Origin of the sequence: Dyella sp., from assembly GCF_036568765.1 — a bacterium.
GTDB lineage: Bacteria > Pseudomonadota > Gammaproteobacteria > Xanthomonadales > Rhodanobacteraceae > GSA-30.
Map to the genome: position 1 here is coordinate 1 of NZ_DATCRY010000119.1, position 17224 is coordinate 17224.

A 17224-nucleotide genomic window follows, 5' to 3' on the forward strand; every position below is an offset into this window, starting at 1 on the left:
CCGCCACTGAAGCCTTCGAAGCCGCGTTCCGCCAGCATCTGCTTTCGGCACAGTGCCTGGTGCAGGTTTTCCTGCCGGGCATGCGCGATAGCCGTTATGGACGCATCGTCAATGTGATCTCCACTTCGGTGAAAGAACCCATCGCCAATCTCGGCGTTTCCAATACGATCCGGGCAGCGATGGCTGGCTGGTCCAAGACCCTGGCTGGCGAACTGGGGCCCGACGGCATCACGGTCAACAATGTGCTGCCCGGCTATACCCGCACCGACCGGCTGAACAGCCTGCTGCAGGGGCAAGCCTCGAGCAGCGGGCGCGGCGCCGAGGAAATTGCCATGGGCATGCTTGCTGCGGTCCCCGCGCGTCGGTTCGGCGAACCGGGCGAAGTGGCTTCGGTGATCGCCTTCCTCTGCACACCGGCAGCTGCCTATGTCAATGGCGTCAGCATTGCGGTCGATGGCGGCCGCACGCGATCGTTGAGTTGATCGGCACGCATACGCATGCGTCCGGTGCAATCGGCGCCGGCTCCCTTTAAGCTTGTGCGATGTCATTGACGCGCCTGGCCAATCTGATCGACGGTCGCCTCGAGCCGCCGCGCGACGGGCATTGGCTGGATGTCTACGAACCGGCTACCGGTGCGGTCTTTGCACAGTGCCCCGATTCCACGGCGGACGATGTTGCCGCCGCCATAGCGGCGGCGCGGCGCGCCGCACCCGGCTGGGCCGCCACGCCAGCCGACATGCGAAGCCGGCTGCTGCATCGCCTGGCCGATCTGGTCGAAGCGCGACTGGACGACTTTGCCGCACTCGAATCGTGCGACAGTGGCAAACCCGTCGCACTGGCGCGCAGCCTGGATATTCCGCGTGCAGTCAGCAATCTGCGTTACTTCGCCGCGGCCGTCGTGCCATGGAGCAGCCAGTCGCACGCGATGGAACTGGGCGCGATCAACTACACTTTGCGCCATCCGCTGGGTGTCGTGGCCTGTATCAGCCCATGGAACCTGCCGCTCTACCTGTTTACCTGGAAGATTGCGCCGGCCCTGGCTGCAGGTAACGCTGTCGTCGCCAAACCCTCGGAAATCACGCCCTGCACCGCTGCCTTGCTTGGCGAGCTGAGTATCGAAGCAGGATTTCCGCCTGGCGTGCTCAACATTGTGCAGGGCCGCGGGCCTGCGGTGGGCCTGCCGTTGGTTGCACACCCCGACGTCAAGGCCGTGTCCTTTACCGGCAGCACACGCACCGGCGAAACGATCGCGGCGGCGACGGCCGGCCAGTTCAAGAAGGTCTCGTTGGAAATGGGCGGCAAGAACCCGGCGATCGTCTTTGCCGATGCCGACCTCACCGATGCCAACCTGGATACCATTGTGCGCTCGGGTTTCGCCAACCAGGGAGAAATCTGCCTGTGCGGCTCGCGGCTGCTGGTGCAGCGTTCGATCTACGACACCTTCCGCGAGCGTTACCTGGCACGTGTAACCGCCCTGCGCGTCGGCGACCCCAAGACAGCCGATACTGACCTGGGTGCACTGGTATCGCAGGCCCACTTCGACAAGGTCATCGACTGCATCGGCCAGGCGCGCGCCGAAGGTGGCCACGTTCTGTGTGGCGGCGGCGCGGTGCAACTGGACGGACGTTGTGCAAACGGCTGGTATGTCGCACCGACCGTAGTCGAAGGCCTCGCCCCCGAAGCATCGACCAATCAGCAGGAGATCTTCGGTCCGGTGGTCAGCCTGATTCCATTCGACGACGATGCACAAGCCATTGCCATTGCCAATGGCACCGGCTATGGACTGGCCGCTTCGCTTTGGACCAGCGATCTGTCGCGTGCGCATCGCGTGGGCGCAGCGCTCGATTTCGGCATCGTATGGATCAACTGCTGGCTGTTGCGCGACCTGCGCACGCCATTTGGCGGCACCAAACAATCGGGTCTCGGACGCGAGGGCGGCGAGGAAGCGCTGCACTTCTTCACCGAGCCGAAAAACATCTGCATTCGCTATTGAGATATCTATCGTGACCAGTCCCTTGCAAGCCCTGCTCGAAAGCAATCGCGCGTGGTCTACCGCCGTACGCGAACAGGATCCGCATTTCTTCGAACGCCTCGCTCAACAGCAGGCCCCCAAGTATCTGTGGATCGGCTGCTCCGATTCGCGTGTGCCAGCTACCCAGATCGTCGACCTGCCGCCAGGCGAAATCTTCGTGCAGCGCAATGTCGCCAACGTGGTCTCGCACTCCGATCTCAATTGCCTGAGCGCGATCCAGTTCGCGGTCGATGTGCTCAAGGTCGAGCACATCCTGGTCGTGGGCCACTATGGCTGCGGCGGTGTGCAAGCGGTGCTGGACGATCGCCGGCTCGGCCTGGTCGATAACTGGTTGCGGCACGTCGGCGATGTGGCGATCAAGCACGGCGAACTGCTGGCCGCGATCGATCCGATGCAGTTGCGCAATACTCGTCTGTGCGAATTGAATGCCATGGAGCAGGCGGTAAACGTGTGCCAGACCACCACCGTCATGGACGCCTGGGAGCGCGGCCAGAAACTTTCCGTGCATGCTTGGTGTTATAGCCTGTTCGATGGCCGCATCAAGGATCTGGGCCTGCATGTCACCTCACGTGAAGGTACCCGTTCAGCCTACGAAGAAAGCCTCGCGCGCCTGCTCGCCGTGCCGGGAGCGGCACAATGAGCGATGTGGTTCGCACCGATGCGGCTCCTCGCCCGGTCGGTGCATATCCGCATGCGCGCCGCGTCGGCAACCTGTTGTTCCTTTCGGGTGTCGGGCCACGCCTACCGGGCGATAACAGCATTCCTGGCAATGTCTACGATGCCGATGGCAAGCTGGTGTCGTATGACATCGAAGCACAATGCCGGCAGGTATTCGCCAATGTGCGTGCGGTGCTTGAGGCCTCCGGGGCACGCTGGAGCGACCTGGTCGACGTCACGGTGTTCCTGACCGACATGGCACGCGATTTTCCTGTCTACAATCGGCTTTATGCCGAGTACTTCGCGGGCGTGGATGCGGCGCGCACGACATTAGGCATCAGCGCCTTGCCGACACCGATCGCGATCGAATTGAAGTGTGTTGCGGCTGTTCCGTAGGTCGCGATTGACGTCGCCTCGCAACAGGATCCCATGACGGACTTTGCGGCGTTGCCCCCTCACCCAACCCTCACCTCGGCAAAGCCAGGGGAGAGGGAGGCCGACGGAGTAATTCTCAGTGCCCCGCACTTGCGCGCAGAGGGTCGGGGTGAGGAGGTAACGCCGCATGCATCATCTACGCAACGCTGTAACGGCACCAAAAACGACCCAAACAACCGTTTAGCCCTTCGCAGGCTTAGCCGCCTTGTGATGCGTCTTCTTTTGATGGTGCTTGGTGGCGGACTTCTTGGCCACGACAGCGTGATGCCCGGTAGCCGACGCAGGCGCGGTGGCGGCGATCACAGAACCGGACAGCACAACGCCGGCGACGAGCATGAGAGCGATCGCAAGTTTACGCATGGTGGTATGCCTCGAACGTGTTTGAATTGTCGCGGACCCGGCCGGAACCCGGCATGCGCGAGCGGCGCGACGGCCTCAACATAGCACCGGCATTTTCAGGCGTTAACGGGTATTTTTCCGATCGCGGCGAACGTCACTGCAAGGGAGTCATTGACTTTTCGACCAAGCCTTCCCGGGACGTATTTTCTTGCGATCCGTCCAGGCAGCAACGCAGCAATTGCAGGATCAAGCGTTGGGTCGGCTCGGCCTTCGCAGGCTCATAGGCCAGGCTATCTTCATTCATGTAATTGAGCTGCGCCAGTTCCAGTTGCACCGTCTCCACGCCTTCGTCCGGCCGGCCGAACTGACGGGTGATAAAGCCGCCCTTGAAGCGGCCGTTGACCACGAAGCTGTAGCGCGACTGCCCTTGGAGACTGCGTTCGAGGCGTTGCTGCAAATCCACACCGCAACTGGCCCCATCGGCCGTACCCAGATTGAAATCCGGCAATTGGCCTTCGAACAGCATCGGCACCCGGCTACGGATCGAATGCCCTTCCCAAAGCACCACCCGGCCGTGCTCATGGCGCAGGCGCGCAATTTCTTGCGCCAATGCATGATGGTAGGGCTGCCAGAAATCATTTACCCGCCGTTGAATTTCCTTCTCGTCCGGCTCGGCTCCCTCCAGGTACAGCGGCTCGCCATCGAAGCCAATAGTCGAGACCAGGCCGGTTTCCTTGCGACCCGGGTAAAGCGCATGACCGTCGGCGGGACGGTTGAGATCGACCACGTAACGCGACGCGACCGGCTTGATCAGACTGGCACCCAACTGTTCGGCCAGCGGCTCGTAGAGCTTGGCGACGTGCCAGTCGGTATCGATCGAACGCTGCGCGCGCGGCGTCATGCGCGCGGCGATCTCCGGCGGGATATAGCTGCCGTCGTGCGGCAGACTGATCAATAGCGGCACCGTGCCGCGATGCAAGGTGTGAGTCGTCATGACGGCAGTTTACGTCATTAACACCAACTCTTCGGCCGAGCTGGGATGAATTGCTACGGTGTTGTCGAGATCGCGCTTGCGTACTCCGAGCTTCAACGCTACGGCGAAGCCCTGCATCATTTCTTCCGCGCCGAGGCCGAGCACGTGGATACCAGCCACACGCTCTTCCGCGCCGACACAAATCACTTTCATCAGCGTCTTGCCTGGATGCTTGACCACCGCCCATTGCAGTGGCGAGAACGTCGAGCGATAGACCCGCACCTCAGGGCCATGCATGGCGCGCGCCTGCTCTTCGGTCATGCCGACCATGGCGAGCGGCGGCTCGGCAAATACCACACTAGCGACATCCTTGTGCTCCAGGCGCGAATCCGGTTGTCCGCCGAACAAACGGTCGGCCAGGCGTCGCCCAGCCGCTACCGCGACCGGCGTCAATTCACGGTTCTCGCAAACATCGCCGACCGCATAGATGCCAGCTACGTTGGTGTTCTGCCAGGCATCGACCAGAATGCGCCCCTGCTTGCCCAGTCCGACGCCGACCGCATCGAGATCCAGCGACTCGGTATTGGGTACACGACCGACAGCCCAGAGCAAGGCATCGTAGGGACCGCCCTCGCCGGAAACGGCATCGTCGAGATAGAGCTCGCCATTGGCCGAGCGCAATCCCTTGACGAGTACATTGGGCGAGAACGTCACGCCCTGCTCGGTCATGCGCCGCTCCAGGGCATCGACCATTTCCGTATCGAAACCGCCGAGCAGGCGGCCTCGCGCATAGACCGTCACCTTGCTGCCCAGGGCATTAAGCAGACCGGCAAACTCGAGGCCGATATAACCGCCGCCGACGATCGCGATGCGATCCGGCCGGCTGGGCAAGGCAAACATGTCGTCGGACACCATGCCCAGTTCGAAGCCGGGCACACTCAGGCGATGCGGCCGCGCACCGGTAGCGATGACGATATGGTTTGCGCTCAATTCATCGCCATCGCTGGTGGCGATAGTGTCGGCAGCGACGAAGCGCCCTGCCTCGGGAAGCCATTGCACGCCAACCTCGCTCAGGCGATGCAGATAGCGCCCCTTGATGCCGTCGATGTACTCCGCACGCAAATGGCGAAAGTGCTCCCAATCGAACGCGCCAGGCGTACCGGAGAAGCCATATTCCGTCGCCAGTGCCTGCGCATGTGCCAACTGCGCGGCAAACCAGAGCGCCTTCTTCGGCACGCAACCGACATTGACGCAGGTGCCGCCGAGCGCGCCAGGATCGAGCATGGCGACACGGGCGCCATGTCGTGCGGCGCGTATCGCGGTGGCCAGGCCGCCGGACCCCGCTCCCAGCACGATCAGATCGAAACGCTCAGCCATTGCCGATTCCCTTGTCATCAATAAAGAACGTTAGCGACGACGGCTTTAAATGAGCGTCAACGCCTGTAGACACCGCATGTTTCATAGCCCAAAACGCGCCGGAGCGTACGGCATCGGATCGATCTCGGCGGGCTTGCCCAGCAACTGCGCGGCAACCAGTTCACCGGTTGCCGCCGACATGCTCACACCCAGCATGCCGTGCGCAGTCGCCAAGTGCAGGTTCGACCAGCGTGTGCTCGGACCGATGATCGGGATCTCGTCCATGCTCATGGGCCGCCACCCCCACCATTCTTCTTGCAGGTCGGCGCCTTCCGGCTCATGCAGATGCTCGGCTGCGGCACGGCGCAAGGCCTGCAGCCGCACTTGATTGAGGCCTTCGTCGTAGCCTGAAAATTCCATCGTGCTGCCCAGGCGGAAACCGCTGCCCCAGGTGGTGACGCAAACCGAGGCCTCGCGCAGCACCATCGCATGCCGCGGCACGCGCGCCGGACGGCTGTAGGTCAGCGAGTACCCTTTACCCGGCTGCATCGGCAGGCGCAGGCCGAGCATCTTGCCAAGCAGTGGCGACCAGGCCCCGAGCGCCATGATCACGCGGTCGCCGTAAAACACACCGCGCGTCGTGCGCACGTGGCTGATACGGCCGTCCTGCATGCCGAACTGATCGATGCGCGCGCCACTCTCGATCGTGCCACCGCGCTCACGCACTCGCCTGGCCAACTCGGCGACATAGCGATCGGGCCGCAGTTGCGCATCGTCGGGGTGATACAGGCCACCGACGATGCCGGGCTTCAGCGCCGGTTCCATCCCGGCAATCTGGTCGCCGTGCAACCGCTTGACCTCGATACCAAGCCGGTCAAGCACGGCGGCATGATGGCGTTCGTCGGCATGCATCAGCCGCTGGGTGCGATAGACATACAGCTCGCCACGTTCGACGAATTCGCAGTGCAGCCCCTCTTCCTGCATCAACGGGGCGAGCAGGCGACGCGAACGCTGCAGGATAGCCGAGCGCGCTACCGCAGCACGGTGGAAATCCCGCCAGTTGCAACGCCGGGCAAAACCCAGCATCCAGCGCAGGCGGTCCAGGTCGAACCGGGGATTAAGGTAGAGCGGCGCATCCGCACGCAGCATCGAGCGCATGGCCACTCCCAGCGTGCCAGGCATGGCCAAGGGGGGCGCATGACTGGGGGTAATGGTGCCGCAATTCCCATGCGAACTCCCGCTACCTGGCGTACCTTGCTCCAGCAGGCGGACCGATACCCCCGCCTTCAACAGGTAAAGCGCACAAGCGAGGCCAATCACACCACCGCCCAGAACCAGCACGTCACTTCGCGAAGCATCCATGCGCCCATTGTAGCGGGCGCTTTCCCCAGGGGGCTTGCACAATGAGAATTACAGATGTAATTTTATCCAGGACTACAAATGTAATCCTGATCATGACCGCTTTCGCCACCAGCTCTTTCGCACCCGCCGCGGCCGCCATGCCGGTGCAAGCTTCGCTTGCCCAGCAAGTCGGCTCGGCGCGCGACCTGTTGCGCGACATGGAACCGATGAAGAACGACCTGGCCCGGTACCAGTTTCTGGCCGATCAGTTACCGACCTTGAAAGATCGCGATTGGGTCGTCGGCCAGCAGTTGGTTGCCACGCTGGAGAACCAGTTGGGCATGTATGACGAAGCCGTGCGGCACTTCCCCTTCGATAACCGCGTGAAAGTAGAGATCGCGCCGGACAAGCTGCCCGGCCCTGCTTCCTGGAAGACCGAGGATGCCGCCGACGTCATCGCCAGGCTGGCCGCCGGTCGCAGGCTGGTGCTGATCAACGAAGTACACCACGACGCACACACACGCCAGCTGACACTTGCGCTGCTACCGCGCCTGCGCAAACTTGGTTTTACACATTTCGCCGCCGAGGCGCTGGACGATAAGGACGGCGACCTGATGCATCGTGGCTACCCGGTCGTCACCGGCAGCCCTTACCTGCACGAACCGTTGTATGGCGAAATCATCCGTGCCGCGATCCGACTGGGCTTCGTGATCGTGCCCTACGAAGCGACCGGCTCATCCACTGCCGAACGCGAGGAAGGTCAGGCGCGCAATCTCTACCGGCGCGTGTTTGCCGTCGATCCGCATGCTCGATTGTTCGTGCACGCCGGCTACGCGCATATCGACAAGGCCGCGGGCAACCTCGGTGGCGATGTCGTACCGATGGCCGTGCATCTGCACCGTTTGACCGGGATCGAGCCGTTATCGATCGACCAATCGCAGTTTCGCGATATCGGCGGTGGCGGCAATAACAGCGCCTACCGGCAGCTGACGACCGATTTCCATCCGGAAGGCCCGAGCGTTCTGGTCAGTCGTCATGACGGCAGCGTGTGGAGCAGCGACCCTTTGCGCCATGACGTGAGCGTGCTGTTGCCCCCCATGGACCATCGGCGGCGGCCCGGCTGGCTGGCCCTCGGCGGTATGCGCCAGCCACGGTTAGTGAACACCGTCATGTGCGACCGCAAGGTGCCTTGCCTGATCGAAGCCCATTACGCCAACGAAAGCGACGACGCCACCGCCGCCGACCGCATCGCCCTGGTCGTGCCCGACAGCGTCAACACGCTCTACCTCGCGCCCGGCGACTATCGCATGACCGCCTCCGATGTCGAAGGACGCACGTTGAGCAAGCGCGATCTGCATATTGAAAAGGATTCCCCATGACACCGATCAGCGAAGCCGAAGCCCGCGTCATGGAAGTGCTATGGCAAACCGCGCCACGCACTTCCGAAGAGATCGTCGAAGCGTTGCGCGCCCCCACCGGCTGGCATGAAAAAACCATTCGCACCCTGCTCAACCGCTTGCTCGGCAAGGGCGCAGTAAGCGCCGAACGCGATGGTCGGCGTTATCTGTATACCCCACTGCTGACTCGCGAAGCATGGCAGCAGGAGGAAAGCCGCAGCCTGCTCGACCGCGTCTTCGGCGGCAAGGTTGCGCCATTGCTGGCGCACTTTACCCGCACCGAAAAACTTTCGGCCAAGGACATCGCCGAATTGCGCAAGCTGGTCGACGACATCGAGAAGAAGGGGCACTGAGATGGACGATATCTTCTGGCGACTCCTGCCGTGGAGCAGCCTCGGTTTGATCCTGGTGTTATTGCTGCGTCGTCCGGCGTGCCGGCTGTTCGGCGCATCTCCGGCGTTTCTCCTGTGGCTGCTGCCAATTGCGTTCTGCGCGCTACCCTGGCTGCCGAGCGAGCGGCTCGTCGCGGTCTTGCCACCGTTGCGCGTCGTACCCGATGGCGCCTCGCTGTTGGCAGCGCGCATGCCTATGCCATTGCTAGGCCTTGGTCTTGGATCGCTATGGCTGGCGGGCGTCGCCGCATGTCTGCTGCGCCTCAGCACGCATTACGTGCATATCCGCATGACCTCGAAGCATTTGGCGCAACCGCTGCCGGATTTGGGCAATTTCGCGCCTGCACGCGTACGTATTGCGGACATCGGCCCGGCCGTGCTGTGGGCACCACGTCCACTACTGCTCCTGCCGGAAGACTTTTTAACGCGTTTCGATGCCAACGAACGCGCCTGCGTACTCCGCCATGAACTGACACATCTGCGCCGCGGCGATGCCTGGTGGAGCTTGTTCGCCGAGCTGGTGTTTTCCTTGCTTTGGTTCCATCCGCTGGCCTGGATCGCGCTACCGCGCTTCCGGCTGGACCAGGAGTTGGCCTGCGACGAACGCAGCCTGCGCGATGCGCCCGAGCAACGCGCTCATTACGCCCATGCCTTGTTGCACAGCGCCGGTGTGTCGTTTGCGCCGGCTATCACCCCGTGGCTCACCCACCCCCAATTGAAGGAGCGTCTCCGTATGATCCAGCAAGTCGCATTCGGTGTTTCACGTCGTCGTCTCGGTTATCTGGTTATCGGCCTCGTCATGAGCGGCAGCGCCATGATCGCGCAAGCGGCCGCGCAACACGCGCCGCAAGGCGCGACGGCGGATGCGCAGTTCAACATCAAGCACGCACCGGCTTATCCCCAGGAGGCCATTGCCAACAAGGAACAAGGCATCGTCATGCTCGATGTTGTCGTCGACACCCAGGGGCATCCCAAGACCATCCATTACGACGCCACGCACAGCACGACCACGTCCACGGACTTGATCAAGGCGGCCAGCGATGCCGCGGCCCAATGGCGGTTCTTCCCGGCCATGCGCAATGGTCAGGCCATCGAGAGTGCGACCAGGGTGCCGGTGCAGTTCGATCTGAGCGAAACGCCGGACACCCCGTCCTCGTCCAATTCCTAAAGACTTCCACATAACTTATTGATTTGATAACCTCGGCATGCCTACTGCCGAGGTTGTCCTATGCGCCACCAGGAACCAGCCGTCGCCCCCTGCGCGGACTTACCTGCTTGCCTGCTGCGCGGCTTGTTCTGTATGGCCATTGTCCTGCTCGCCGCTTGCTCCAGTCCCGCTCCCCGCAAACGCCAGCCGACATTCAAGGAATCGCACTCGGCCCTCGCCGACGCACCGGCACGCGCACCCAATGAGGTCGGCACGGCCAACGATGTACTCTTCCGTGCCATCGCCCTCGTCGGCACTCCGTATCGCTGGGGCGGCAACACGCCCGAAGGCGGTTTCGATTGCTCGGGCCTGGTCGACTACATCTACCGCAACGCCGCCGGCCTGATGTTGCCGCGCACTTCGCATGAGATGGCCGCCATGAACGGCTTGAAAGTCAGGAGCATGACCGACCTGGCCAGCGGTGACCTGGTGTTCTTCGGCGGAACGGCCGGCATCAGCCACGTCGGCGTCTACGTCGGCAAAGGGCGATTCGTGCATGCGCCCAACAGCGGCGGCACCGTGCGGCTGGATGACATCGATGGGCCGTATTGGCGAGATCACTTTGCTTATGGAAAACGCTTGTTGGATTGACAGCTTCATAGCGCTACCCGGTCAGGCACGACCTCCAGCGCTCTTACCCCATCGAGAAGGAATTCACCATGACAGTCAAGACGACTTTGCTATCGCTGCTGTTCTGCGGCTTGCCGATATGTTCTACCGCAGCGTGGGCCGCCTCCTCCCCGCTGCTCGACAAGCCGGTTCGAGAAATCCAGCTGCCCTTGCCGCCGCCCCCTGACGTACCGGACGCCAAACCGATGCTGACGTGCTGGTATTACTCGCGCTTCATGATCAAGCAACTCGATGCGGGAGAAAAAGGCGCCAGTGAATTAGCGATCGTGCCTTTCGGATCGGGCCGGCCAGAACCGGTGTGCCGCGACGGCACCGATAGCAACGAACACGTCATCCAGGACTGGAGCGGTTATTTCTGGGGTGTCAAAGGAGACTATGTCTTATTCCACGCCGACGATAGCGTGAACGGCGGCATGGGGTTTGCCGTCTTCAGCGCCGCGAGCTACCGGAAACTCCACACAGGCATCATGTCCGACCATTCACTGCGCACACTGCAGTTGCTGGCTCCCGCCAGTACGCGCGGTACCGATCCGCGTATTGCGCTACCGCCCCCCGCTCTGCTGATGCGATATCGCAGTCATTATCTGGCGCCATGCTCCTTGCGTTCGAATCTGTCGGCGTGCTGGGGCACGATACGCCGCGTATTGAACCTGGGCCAAGCCGCGGCCCCCGATTGCAATAAGGCTTACGCAATACAGGAGCAGCAGGCACCAGCGCAATACAAACGCGCCGCAGCAAGCAATCCGACAGTCATTACCTATGAAGCGGAAGCCGTTATCGATGGAAGCGGTGCCCTTCGGCTTTCGGCAGCATCGCCCACGACCAAATGCTTCCCCGCCGAATGACGGTTGCCTGAGCGGCAACTTCGGTCGATAGGCAACCCGAGCAAACATAAAGCCCGCGACTGGCGCGGGCTTTATGTTTGCAATTTGCAGGCTACCGCAGGCAGCCGGCCACGCTTAATGTGCTTCTGCACCCGGCGGATGCGCATGGCCGTGCTGGATTTCCTCTTCGGTACCATCGCGCACTTCATTGATGGTGACATCGAAATTCAGCGTCTTGCCGGCCATAGGGTGGTTCAGGTCCACGTCGACGGCGGTCATGCCGACCTTGTGCACGGTGACCACCCGGTGGCCGCCCTGCTTGAGTGCCAGCACGGTGGTGTCGCCGGCCTTCAGCTTGGCGCCGTTCTGGAAATACTTCTTCGGTACGCGCTGAATCTGCCCATCCTGGCGCTCGCCATAGCCTTCCGCCGGCGGCACTTCGACCTGGAGGGATTCGCCCGCTTCCTTCTCATCCAGTGCCTTTTCCAGGCCCGGTATCAGCTGGCCATGGCCAAGCAGGATCCACAGCGGCTCATTGCGGTCGAGCGAACTTTCCACCTTCTCGCCGCCCACCGTCAGGGTGTAGTGCAGGGAGACGACTTTATCCTTGCCAGCCTTCATTGCTTGAATCTCGTGATGGATCAAACGGAGGATTCTAGCACCGTCAAAGCTTGCCGCCGCCGAACCCCACGCCACGGGCTTCGGGTCCTAACCCGGCCAGCAAGGCCAGGGTGACCGCCACCACGGCGATCCAGATACCCATGGCGAAGGCCAGGTCGCCGCCATGCCAATCGGCGATCTGGAACTGGGCATTGCCCGTATAGGCGGCCAGCAGGTTGCCGATCTGGTAGGCGAAGCCCGGCAGGGTGCCACGTACAGCGTCCGGCGACAGCTCGTTCAGGTGGGTAGGCACCACACCCCAGGCCCCCTGCACCATGACTTGGATCAGAAAGGCCCCGACCGCCAACCAAAGCAAGGAGCTGCCATGCACCCACAGCGGTATCACCGGAATGGCCAGCAGCGCGGCGATCACCATGGCGCGCCGACGACCGATGCGCTCGGACCAGGCCCCAAATAACAGTCCGCCGACCATCGCGCCAAGATTGAGCATCGCCACGAGCATGAAGGCCGCGCCGGAACCGGTCGGCAAGTGCAGGCTCTTTTCTTCGAAGGTGTGGTACAGATCCTGCGAGCCATGACTAAACATATTGAACGCAGCCATGAGCAAGGTCATATAGATGGCCAGGCGCCAATGCCCTCGCATGGATTCGACCAGGCTCCGTTTGCCGTGCGCCGCCTGATGGGCCTGCCATACCGGCGACTCCGGCACCGTACGCCGGATATACAGCACTAGCAGGGCGGGCGCCGCGCCGATCACGAACAGACCGCGCCAGCCGATCGCGTCGATCAGCAGCCAGTTGGCCAGCGCACCGAGAAAAAAGCCGCAGGGATAGCCGCTTTGCAGCAGACCGGAGACCAGCCCCCGCGCTTTGGGGGGAATCGACTCCATTGCCAGCGACGCGCCCAGTCCCCATTCGCCGCCCATCGCTACGCCAAACAGGAAACGCAAGACCAGCAGGACGGTCAGCGATGGCGCGAATGCCGTTGCCAGCTCGAAGACGGAAAACAGGATCACATCGAGCATCAAGATCGGCCGGCGGCCGAAACGGTCCGCCAGGCGCCCGAATAGCAGCGCACCCAGCGGTCGGGCCGCCAGGGTAAGAAACAAGCCGAAAGTCACTTCTGCCGGCTTGACCTTGAACTCGTCGGCAATGCCGACAATCACGAAGGTAAGCAGGAAATAATCGAAAGCATCGAGCGTCCAGCCCAGGAAACTCGCCAATACCGTATGGCGCTGTTCGCGATTGAGTTCGCGCAGGGGGGCCAGAAACGACATCAATAACCCTTCGAGCGGTGGCGACCGCCGGAGGCTAGCACTTTATGCAGACCGTGCAAGGCCAAGTAAAAAAAAGACGCCGTGCTTACGCAAGCACGTGCAGGATCGTGCCCATGATGGATGCACCGACACGGCGATCGATCGCCGAGCGTTTCCCTTCGCTTGGCCAGCGCGCTCATGCGCGCTGGAAGCTCGCTTTCGATCCAGCCTATGCCGCGACCCGAGGCGTGCTCGCCAACTCGCACCTCCCGGTGCTCGATATCGGCTGCGGGCTGGGCCTGCTTGCGCACTTCCTGCACGCCACCGGCCACCGGCCCAGTTATATCGGCGTCGATCATGACGCACGCAAGATCGAGGCAGGCAGACAGGCAGCCGACCGCGCCGGCATGGACGGGTGGGTTCAATTGCACCATGCCGATGCAGCCGCCCTGCCACCGCACGACGGCAACGTGGTGCTATTGGATATCCTCCATTACCTGCCGCGCGAGCGACAGCGCGACTTGCTTGCGACGGCCATGCTGCACCTGGCCGAGCACGGCACGCTGATCATCCGCAACGTTCTACGCGAACCGAACTGGCGTTTCCATGCCACCCGGATCGAGGAGTTCTTCCTCAAGTACTCCGGTTGGATCCCGGTCGGCGCGCAGCACTATCCCAGTCTTGAGGAAATCCGCGAACCCCTGGAGCGTCACGGGCTCAGGGTTGCCGTCCGGGCGCTGCACGGGCGCACCCCATATAACAGCTACCTGATCGTCGCCAGCCGCTGAGCCCCCGCGGCACCGCGTTTGTGCAGACGCAGCATGAAGCTGCTATACTCCGACCGATCGGTCCGAGCCGATCCCCTCCCCTTTTGATTCATGCAACGCGGTTCGATGACGCTCCGAGTTGCTCTGGAGCTCTCATGTCATTCGAATCGCTGGGCCTTGTGCCCGCGTTGCTGCGCGCGCTTGCCGATCAAGGCTACGCCCAACCTACACCGATCCAGGCCGCTGCCATCCCGGCCGTGCTGGAAGGCGTCGACCTGCTGGCCGCCGCACAGACCGGCACCGGCAAGACCGCTGCATTCGCCCTTCCTGTGCTGCAGCGCCTTTCCGCTGGCGCGCCGATGAACGGCAAGCGTCCGCGCGTGCTTGTGCTGACACCGACGCGTGAACTGGCCGCCCAGGTCAACGACAACCTCCGCGAATACGGCAAATACTTGCGCACCAGCAGTGCCACGATCTTCGGTGGCGTAAGCATGGGACCGCAGATCCAGACCCTGCGGCGCGGCGTGGACATAGTTATCGCCACTCCCGGCCGCCTGATCGATCACCTGCAACAGCGCACGATCGACCTGGCCGGTATCGAGATGCTGGTGCTCGACGAGGCCGACCGCATGCTCGACATGGGCTTCCTGCCTGCCCTGAAGCGTATCCTCGCGGTGTTGCCGAAGCAGCGTCAGACGCTGCTGTTCTCGGCCACCTTCGCGCCGCCGATCAAGGCGCTGGCGATGCAATTCCTGCGCGATCCGCGCGAAGTCTCGGTGACTCCGCCCAACACGGTTGCCAGCACCGTGACGCATCGCGTGCATCCGGTCGATGCCGCACGCAAGCGTGACCTCTTGCTGCATGTGCTGGCGCAGGATAGCCGCCGCCAGACCCTTGTATTCAGCCGTACCAAGCATGGTGCCGACAAGCTGGTGCGCTATCTGGAAGCCGCCGGCATGCGTGCCGCTGCGATCCATGGCAACAAGAGCCAGAACGCGCGTACGCGCGCGCTCGGCGACTTCAAGAGCGGCCGCATCACCGTGCTGGTGGCGACCGATATTGCGGCGCGCGGCATCGATATCGATCAGCTACCGATCGTGATCAACTTCGACCTGCCGATGGTGGCCGAAGACTATGTACATCGCATCGGCCGCACCGGGCGCGCCGGCGCCGACGGCATGGCCGTTTCGCTGGTGAGTCACGAGGAGGCCGGGCTCCTGCGCGATATCCGCAAGCTGCTCAATGCAGAAATCGAAGTCAGCAATCTTGCAGGTTTCGAGCCTTCGCAACCGCTGCGCGTCGATGCGGGCGCACCGCGTCCCGTGCAGGGGCAGCGCCAGCCGCGGCCACCGCGCCAAAACAAAGCGCCGTCGCACCGTCCGCATGGGCATACGCAAAGCAACAGCGGCGAAGGGCATGCAGCAGGCAATCGCAAGCGGCGCCGGCCTCGGAGGCCGGCGGCCAAGGCCTGAAAAGCTTCTCCTCAGTCAACTCGCTATCCCCGCTTTACCGGGGATAGCGTTGAAGTGAGGGGGACAATTGGCCATGCGCAAGCGAGCCGTCTCTCAATGCGCATCGTCATCGCGCACCAAGGACGTCAGCACGTGATCCTCCCAGTGCCCGTCGATGCGCAGATAACGCTTCGCATACCCTTCCCGCTCGAACCCCAGTCGTTCCAGTAATCGCGCGCTGCGCTCATTGCGCGGCATGTAGTTGGCCATCACGCGATGCAGTTTCAAATCGCCGAACGCAAACGCCAGCCCTGCCTGCAATACTTCGGCCATCAAGCCTCGGCCCTGCCAGGACGCCGCTACGCCGTAACCGAGATGGCAGGCCTGGAACGCGCCGCGCACGATATTGGCGAAGTTGAAGGTGGCGATCATTTCCTGCGTCTGCCGGTCGTACACCGCGAACGGATAGCCGCGGTCCAGCCGCGCTGTCTCGCGCGCATCAGCAATCGCCTGAGCGCAGTGCTCGATCGCGTAATAACTTTCCTCACGCAACGGCTCCCAGGGCGAAAGGTGCGCGCGATTGTCGATGCGATAACGCAACAAGGCCGGCGCATCCGATGCCGTGGGAATGCGCATGACCGTACGCGCGCTCTCCAGCGCGACCAGTACGCTCATCGACCGGCCAGCACGTGCGCGTGGTGCCGCAGGTGGTCCTCGATGAACGTGGCTATGAAGTAGTAGCTGTGGTCGTAGCCAGGGTGGCGCCGCAAGGTGAGCTGTTGACCCGACTCTACGCAAGCGCGTTCGAACAGTTCAGGACGCAGCTGGCCTTCGAGGAATTTGTCCGCTTCGCCCTGGTCGATCAGGATCGTGCCGGGAAACGGGTTGCGCCGAACCAGTTCGCAAGCATCGTAGTCGCGCCAGCTCGTCGTGTCCTTACCGAGATAATTGGCAAAAGCCTTCTGCCCCCAAGGTACCTGGGTCGGCGCCACGATGGGCGAAAAAGCCGACACCGAGCGGTAGCGTCCAGGGTTCTTCAAGGCGATGGCCAGGGCGCCGTGACCGCCCATCGAATGACCGAAAATGCCCGTGCGCTGGGCATCCACCGGGAAGCGTTCGGCGATCAGGGCGGGCAACTCCTCGACGATATAGCTGTACATCCGAAAGCGCGACGACCATGGGGCTTCGGTAGCATCCAGGTAGAAACCGGCGCCTTCGCCGAACTCCCAGTCGCCGGTGGCGCCGTCGAAGCCGGTGTCGCGCGGACTGGTGTCGGGCATGACCAGGATCAGGCCCAGTTCCGCGGCAAGGCGTTGGGCGCCCGCCTTGATCGTTGCGGTCTCTTCCGTGCAAGTCAGCCCGGCCAGGTAATACAGCACCGGGCACTTCCCCTCGCTGGCTTGCGGCGGCCGATAGACCGCAAAGCGCATGGGCCCACCGCAAGCGGCCGACATGTGCCGATAGAACCCCTGCGTACCGCCGAAGCTGCGTTGCTCGGAGATCGTTTCGATGGATACGGTCATGATTCGGGCCCCGGTCGCCAAGAG

The 17224-nt window shown here is 62.7% G+C and carries 19 protein-coding genes; 11 read left to right on the forward strand and 8 right to left on the reverse strand.

Going from position 1 to position 17224, the window contains the following annotated elements:
• The 4 genes from VIM98_RS08305 to VIM98_RS08320 form a co-directional block, all read left to right on the forward strand.
• On the forward strand, positions 1 to 482 hold a 482-nt coding region (locus tag VIM98_RS08305; protein WP_331992624.1), incomplete at its 5' end, for an SDR family oxidoreductase.
• Between the two features lie 59 nt (positions 483 to 541).
• Entirely contained in the window at positions 542 to 1993 is a 1452-nt protein-coding gene (locus VIM98_RS08310) for an aldehyde dehydrogenase (protein ID WP_331992625.1), read from the forward strand.
• Positions 1994 to 2003: 10 nt separating this feature from the next.
• On the forward strand, positions 2004 to 2672 hold the full coding sequence (gene can, locus VIM98_RS08315) for a carbonate dehydratase (protein WP_331992626.1): 669 nt from the start codon (positions 2004 to 2006) through the stop codon (positions 2670 to 2672).
• Positions 2669 to 3085: a RidA family protein gene (locus VIM98_RS08320; RefSeq protein WP_331992627.1), complete on the forward strand. Its 417-nt coding sequence runs from the start codon at positions 2669 to 2671 to the stop codon at positions 3083 to 3085. Before can ends, VIM98_RS08320 begins: the two co-directional genes overlap by 4 nt.
• A 219-nt stretch (positions 3086 to 3304) precedes the next feature.
• Here VIM98_RS08320 and VIM98_RS08325 read toward each other — a convergent pair whose 3' ends face one another.
• From VIM98_RS08325 to VIM98_RS08340, 4 genes are all read right to left on the reverse strand, one after another.
• Complete coding sequence (locus tag VIM98_RS08325) at positions 3305 to 3484, reverse strand: hypothetical protein (RefSeq protein WP_331992628.1); 180 nt, start codon at positions 3482 to 3484, stop codon at positions 3305 to 3307.
• Between the two features lie 133 nt (positions 3485 to 3617).
• Positions 3618 to 4457, reverse strand: coding sequence for an N-formylglutamate deformylase (gene hutG, locus VIM98_RS08330; protein ID WP_331992629.1), 840 nt, complete (start codon positions 4455 to 4457; stop codon positions 3618 to 3620).
• Positions 4458 to 4466: 9 nt separating this feature from the next.
• Positions 4467 to 5813, reverse strand: a complete 1347-nt coding sequence (gorA, locus tag VIM98_RS08335) for a glutathione-disulfide reductase (protein ID WP_331992630.1) — start codon at positions 5811 to 5813, stop codon at positions 4467 to 4469.
• Positions 5814 to 5894: 81 nt separating this feature from the next.
• Positions 5895 to 7154 carry an NAD(P)/FAD-dependent oxidoreductase gene (locus VIM98_RS08340; RefSeq protein ID WP_331992631.1) on the reverse strand — a complete coding sequence of 420 codons (1260 nt, stop codon included), beginning with the start codon at positions 7152 to 7154 and terminating at the stop codon, positions 5895 to 5897.
• A gap of 92 nt (positions 7155 to 7246) precedes the next feature.
• Here VIM98_RS08340 and VIM98_RS08345 point away from each other — a divergent pair, with 92 nt between their 5' ends.
• From VIM98_RS08345 to VIM98_RS08365, 5 genes are all read left to right on the forward strand, one after another.
• Positions 7247 to 8512 carry a hypothetical protein gene (locus VIM98_RS08345; RefSeq protein WP_331992632.1) on the forward strand — a complete coding sequence of 422 codons (1266 nt, stop codon included), beginning with the start codon at positions 7247 to 7249 and terminating at the stop codon, positions 8510 to 8512.
• Positions 8509 to 8883 (forward strand): BlaI/MecI/CopY family transcriptional regulator, encoded by a 375-nt coding sequence (locus VIM98_RS08350; RefSeq protein WP_331992633.1) that lies wholly within the window; start codon positions 8509 to 8511, stop codon positions 8881 to 8883. The genes VIM98_RS08345 and VIM98_RS08350 overlap by 4 nt, the downstream gene beginning before the upstream one ends.
• A gap of 1 nt (position 8884) precedes the next feature.
• On the forward strand, positions 8885 to 10090 hold the full coding sequence (locus VIM98_RS08355; protein WP_331992634.1) for a M56 family metallopeptidase: 1206 nt from the start codon (positions 8885 to 8887) through the stop codon (positions 10088 to 10090).
• Between the two features lie 60 nt (positions 10091 to 10150).
• Positions 10151 to 10720, forward strand: a complete 570-nt coding sequence (locus tag VIM98_RS08360) for a C40 family peptidase (RefSeq protein ID WP_414650202.1) — start codon at positions 10151 to 10153, stop codon at positions 10718 to 10720.
• A 68-nt stretch (positions 10721 to 10788) separates the two neighbouring features.
• On the forward strand, positions 10789 to 11604 hold the full coding sequence (locus VIM98_RS08365) for a hypothetical protein (RefSeq protein WP_331992635.1): 816 nt from the start codon (positions 10789 to 10791) through the stop codon (positions 11602 to 11604).
• Positions 11605 to 11718: 114 nt separating this feature from the next.
• Here the strand turns inward: VIM98_RS08365 and VIM98_RS08370 are convergent, their stop codons facing one another.
• Both VIM98_RS08370 and VIM98_RS08375 read right to left on the reverse strand, forming a co-directional pair.
• Entirely contained in the window at positions 11719 to 12204 is a 486-nt protein-coding gene (locus VIM98_RS08370; RefSeq protein WP_331992636.1) for a peptidylprolyl isomerase, read from the reverse strand.
• A gap of 43 nt (positions 12205 to 12247) precedes the next feature.
• Positions 12248 to 13480: an MFS transporter gene (locus tag VIM98_RS08375; protein ID WP_331992637.1), complete on the reverse strand. Its 1233-nt coding sequence runs from the start codon at positions 13478 to 13480 to the stop codon at positions 12248 to 12250.
• A 113-nt stretch (positions 13481 to 13593) separates the two neighbouring features.
• Here VIM98_RS08375 and VIM98_RS08380 point away from each other — a divergent pair, with 113 nt between their 5' ends.
• Positions 13594 to 14247 carry a class I SAM-dependent methyltransferase gene (locus tag VIM98_RS08380; protein WP_331992638.1) on the forward strand — a complete coding sequence of 218 codons (654 nt, stop codon included), beginning with the start codon at positions 13594 to 13596 and terminating at the stop codon, positions 14245 to 14247.
• Between the two features lie 134 nt (positions 14248 to 14381).
• The gene (locus VIM98_RS08385; RefSeq protein ID WP_331992639.1) at positions 14382 to 15698 is read left to right on the forward strand and encodes a DEAD/DEAH box helicase; all 1317 of its coding nucleotides are present in this window, start codon (positions 14382 to 14384) and stop codon (positions 15696 to 15698) included.
• A 93-nt stretch (positions 15699 to 15791) separates the two neighbouring features.
• Here the strand turns inward: VIM98_RS08385 and rimJ are convergent, their stop codons facing one another.
• Both rimJ and fghA read right to left on the reverse strand, forming a co-directional pair.
• Positions 15792 to 16352 (reverse strand): ribosomal protein S5-alanine N-acetyltransferase, encoded by a 561-nt coding sequence (gene rimJ, locus VIM98_RS08390; RefSeq protein WP_331992640.1) that lies wholly within the window; start codon positions 16350 to 16352, stop codon positions 15792 to 15794.
• Positions 16349 to 17200 carry an S-formylglutathione hydrolase gene (gene fghA / locus VIM98_RS08395; RefSeq protein ID WP_331992641.1) on the reverse strand — a complete coding sequence of 284 codons (852 nt, stop codon included), beginning with the start codon at positions 17198 to 17200 and terminating at the stop codon, positions 16349 to 16351. The genes rimJ and fghA overlap by 4 nt, the downstream gene beginning before the upstream one ends.
• Between the last annotated feature and the right edge of the window lie 24 nt (positions 17201 to 17224).

Bases quoted from the DNA above. Each gene is read 5' to 3' on its own strand.
- VIM98_RS08310 (WP_331992625.1), top strand. From the start codon at position 542: ATGTCATTGACGCGCCTGGCCAATCTGATCGACGGTCGCCTCGAGCCG.
- VIM98_RS08320 (WP_331992627.1), top strand. From the start codon at position 2,669: ATGAGCGATGTGGTTCGCACCGATGCGGCTCCTCGCCCGGTCGGTGCA.
- VIM98_RS08325 (WP_331992628.1), bottom strand. From the start codon at position 3,484: ATGCGTAAACTTGCGATCGCTCTCATGCTCGTCGCCGGCGTTGTGCTG.
- hutG (WP_331992629.1), bottom strand. From the start codon at position 4,457: ATGACGACTCACACCTTGCATCGCGGCACGGTGCCGCTATTGATCAGT.
- gorA (WP_331992630.1), bottom strand. From the start codon at position 5,813: ATGGCTGAGCGTTTCGATCTGATCGTGCTGGGAGCGGGGTCCGGCGGC.
- VIM98_RS08340 (WP_331992631.1), bottom strand. From the start codon at position 7,154: ATGGATGCTTCGCGAAGTGACGTGCTGGTTCTGGGCGGTGGTGTGATT.
- VIM98_RS08345 (WP_331992632.1), top strand. From the start codon at position 7,247: ATGACCGCTTTCGCCACCAGCTCTTTCGCACCCGCCGCGGCCGCCATG.
- VIM98_RS08350 (WP_331992633.1), top strand. From the start codon at position 8,509: ATGACACCGATCAGCGAAGCCGAAGCCCGCGTCATGGAAGTGCTATGG.
- VIM98_RS08355 (WP_331992634.1), top strand. From the start codon at position 8,885: ATGGACGATATCTTCTGGCGACTCCTGCCGTGGAGCAGCCTCGGTTTG.
- VIM98_RS08360 (WP_414650202.1), top strand. From the start codon at position 10,151: ATGCGCCACCAGGAACCAGCCGTCGCCCCCTGCGCGGACTTACCTGCT.
- VIM98_RS08365 (WP_331992635.1), top strand. From the start codon at position 10,789: ATGACAGTCAAGACGACTTTGCTATCGCTGCTGTTCTGCGGCTTGCCG.
- VIM98_RS08370 (WP_331992636.1), bottom strand. From the start codon at position 12,204: ATGAAGGCTGGCAAGGATAAAGTCGTCTCCCTGCACTACACCCTGACG.
- VIM98_RS08375 (WP_331992637.1), bottom strand. From the start codon at position 13,480: ATGTCGTTTCTGGCCCCCCTGCGCGAACTCAATCGCGAACAGCGCCAT.
- VIM98_RS08380 (WP_331992638.1), top strand. From the start codon at position 13,594: ATGATGGATGCACCGACACGGCGATCGATCGCCGAGCGTTTCCCTTCG.
- VIM98_RS08385 (WP_331992639.1), top strand. From the start codon at position 14,382: ATGTCATTCGAATCGCTGGGCCTTGTGCCCGCGTTGCTGCGCGCGCTT.
- rimJ (WP_331992640.1), bottom strand. From the start codon at position 16,352: ATGAGCGTACTGGTCGCGCTGGAGAGCGCGCGTACGGTCATGCGCATT.
- fghA (WP_331992641.1), bottom strand. From the start codon at position 17,200: ATGACCGTATCCATCGAAACGATCTCCGAGCAACGCAGCTTCGGCGGT.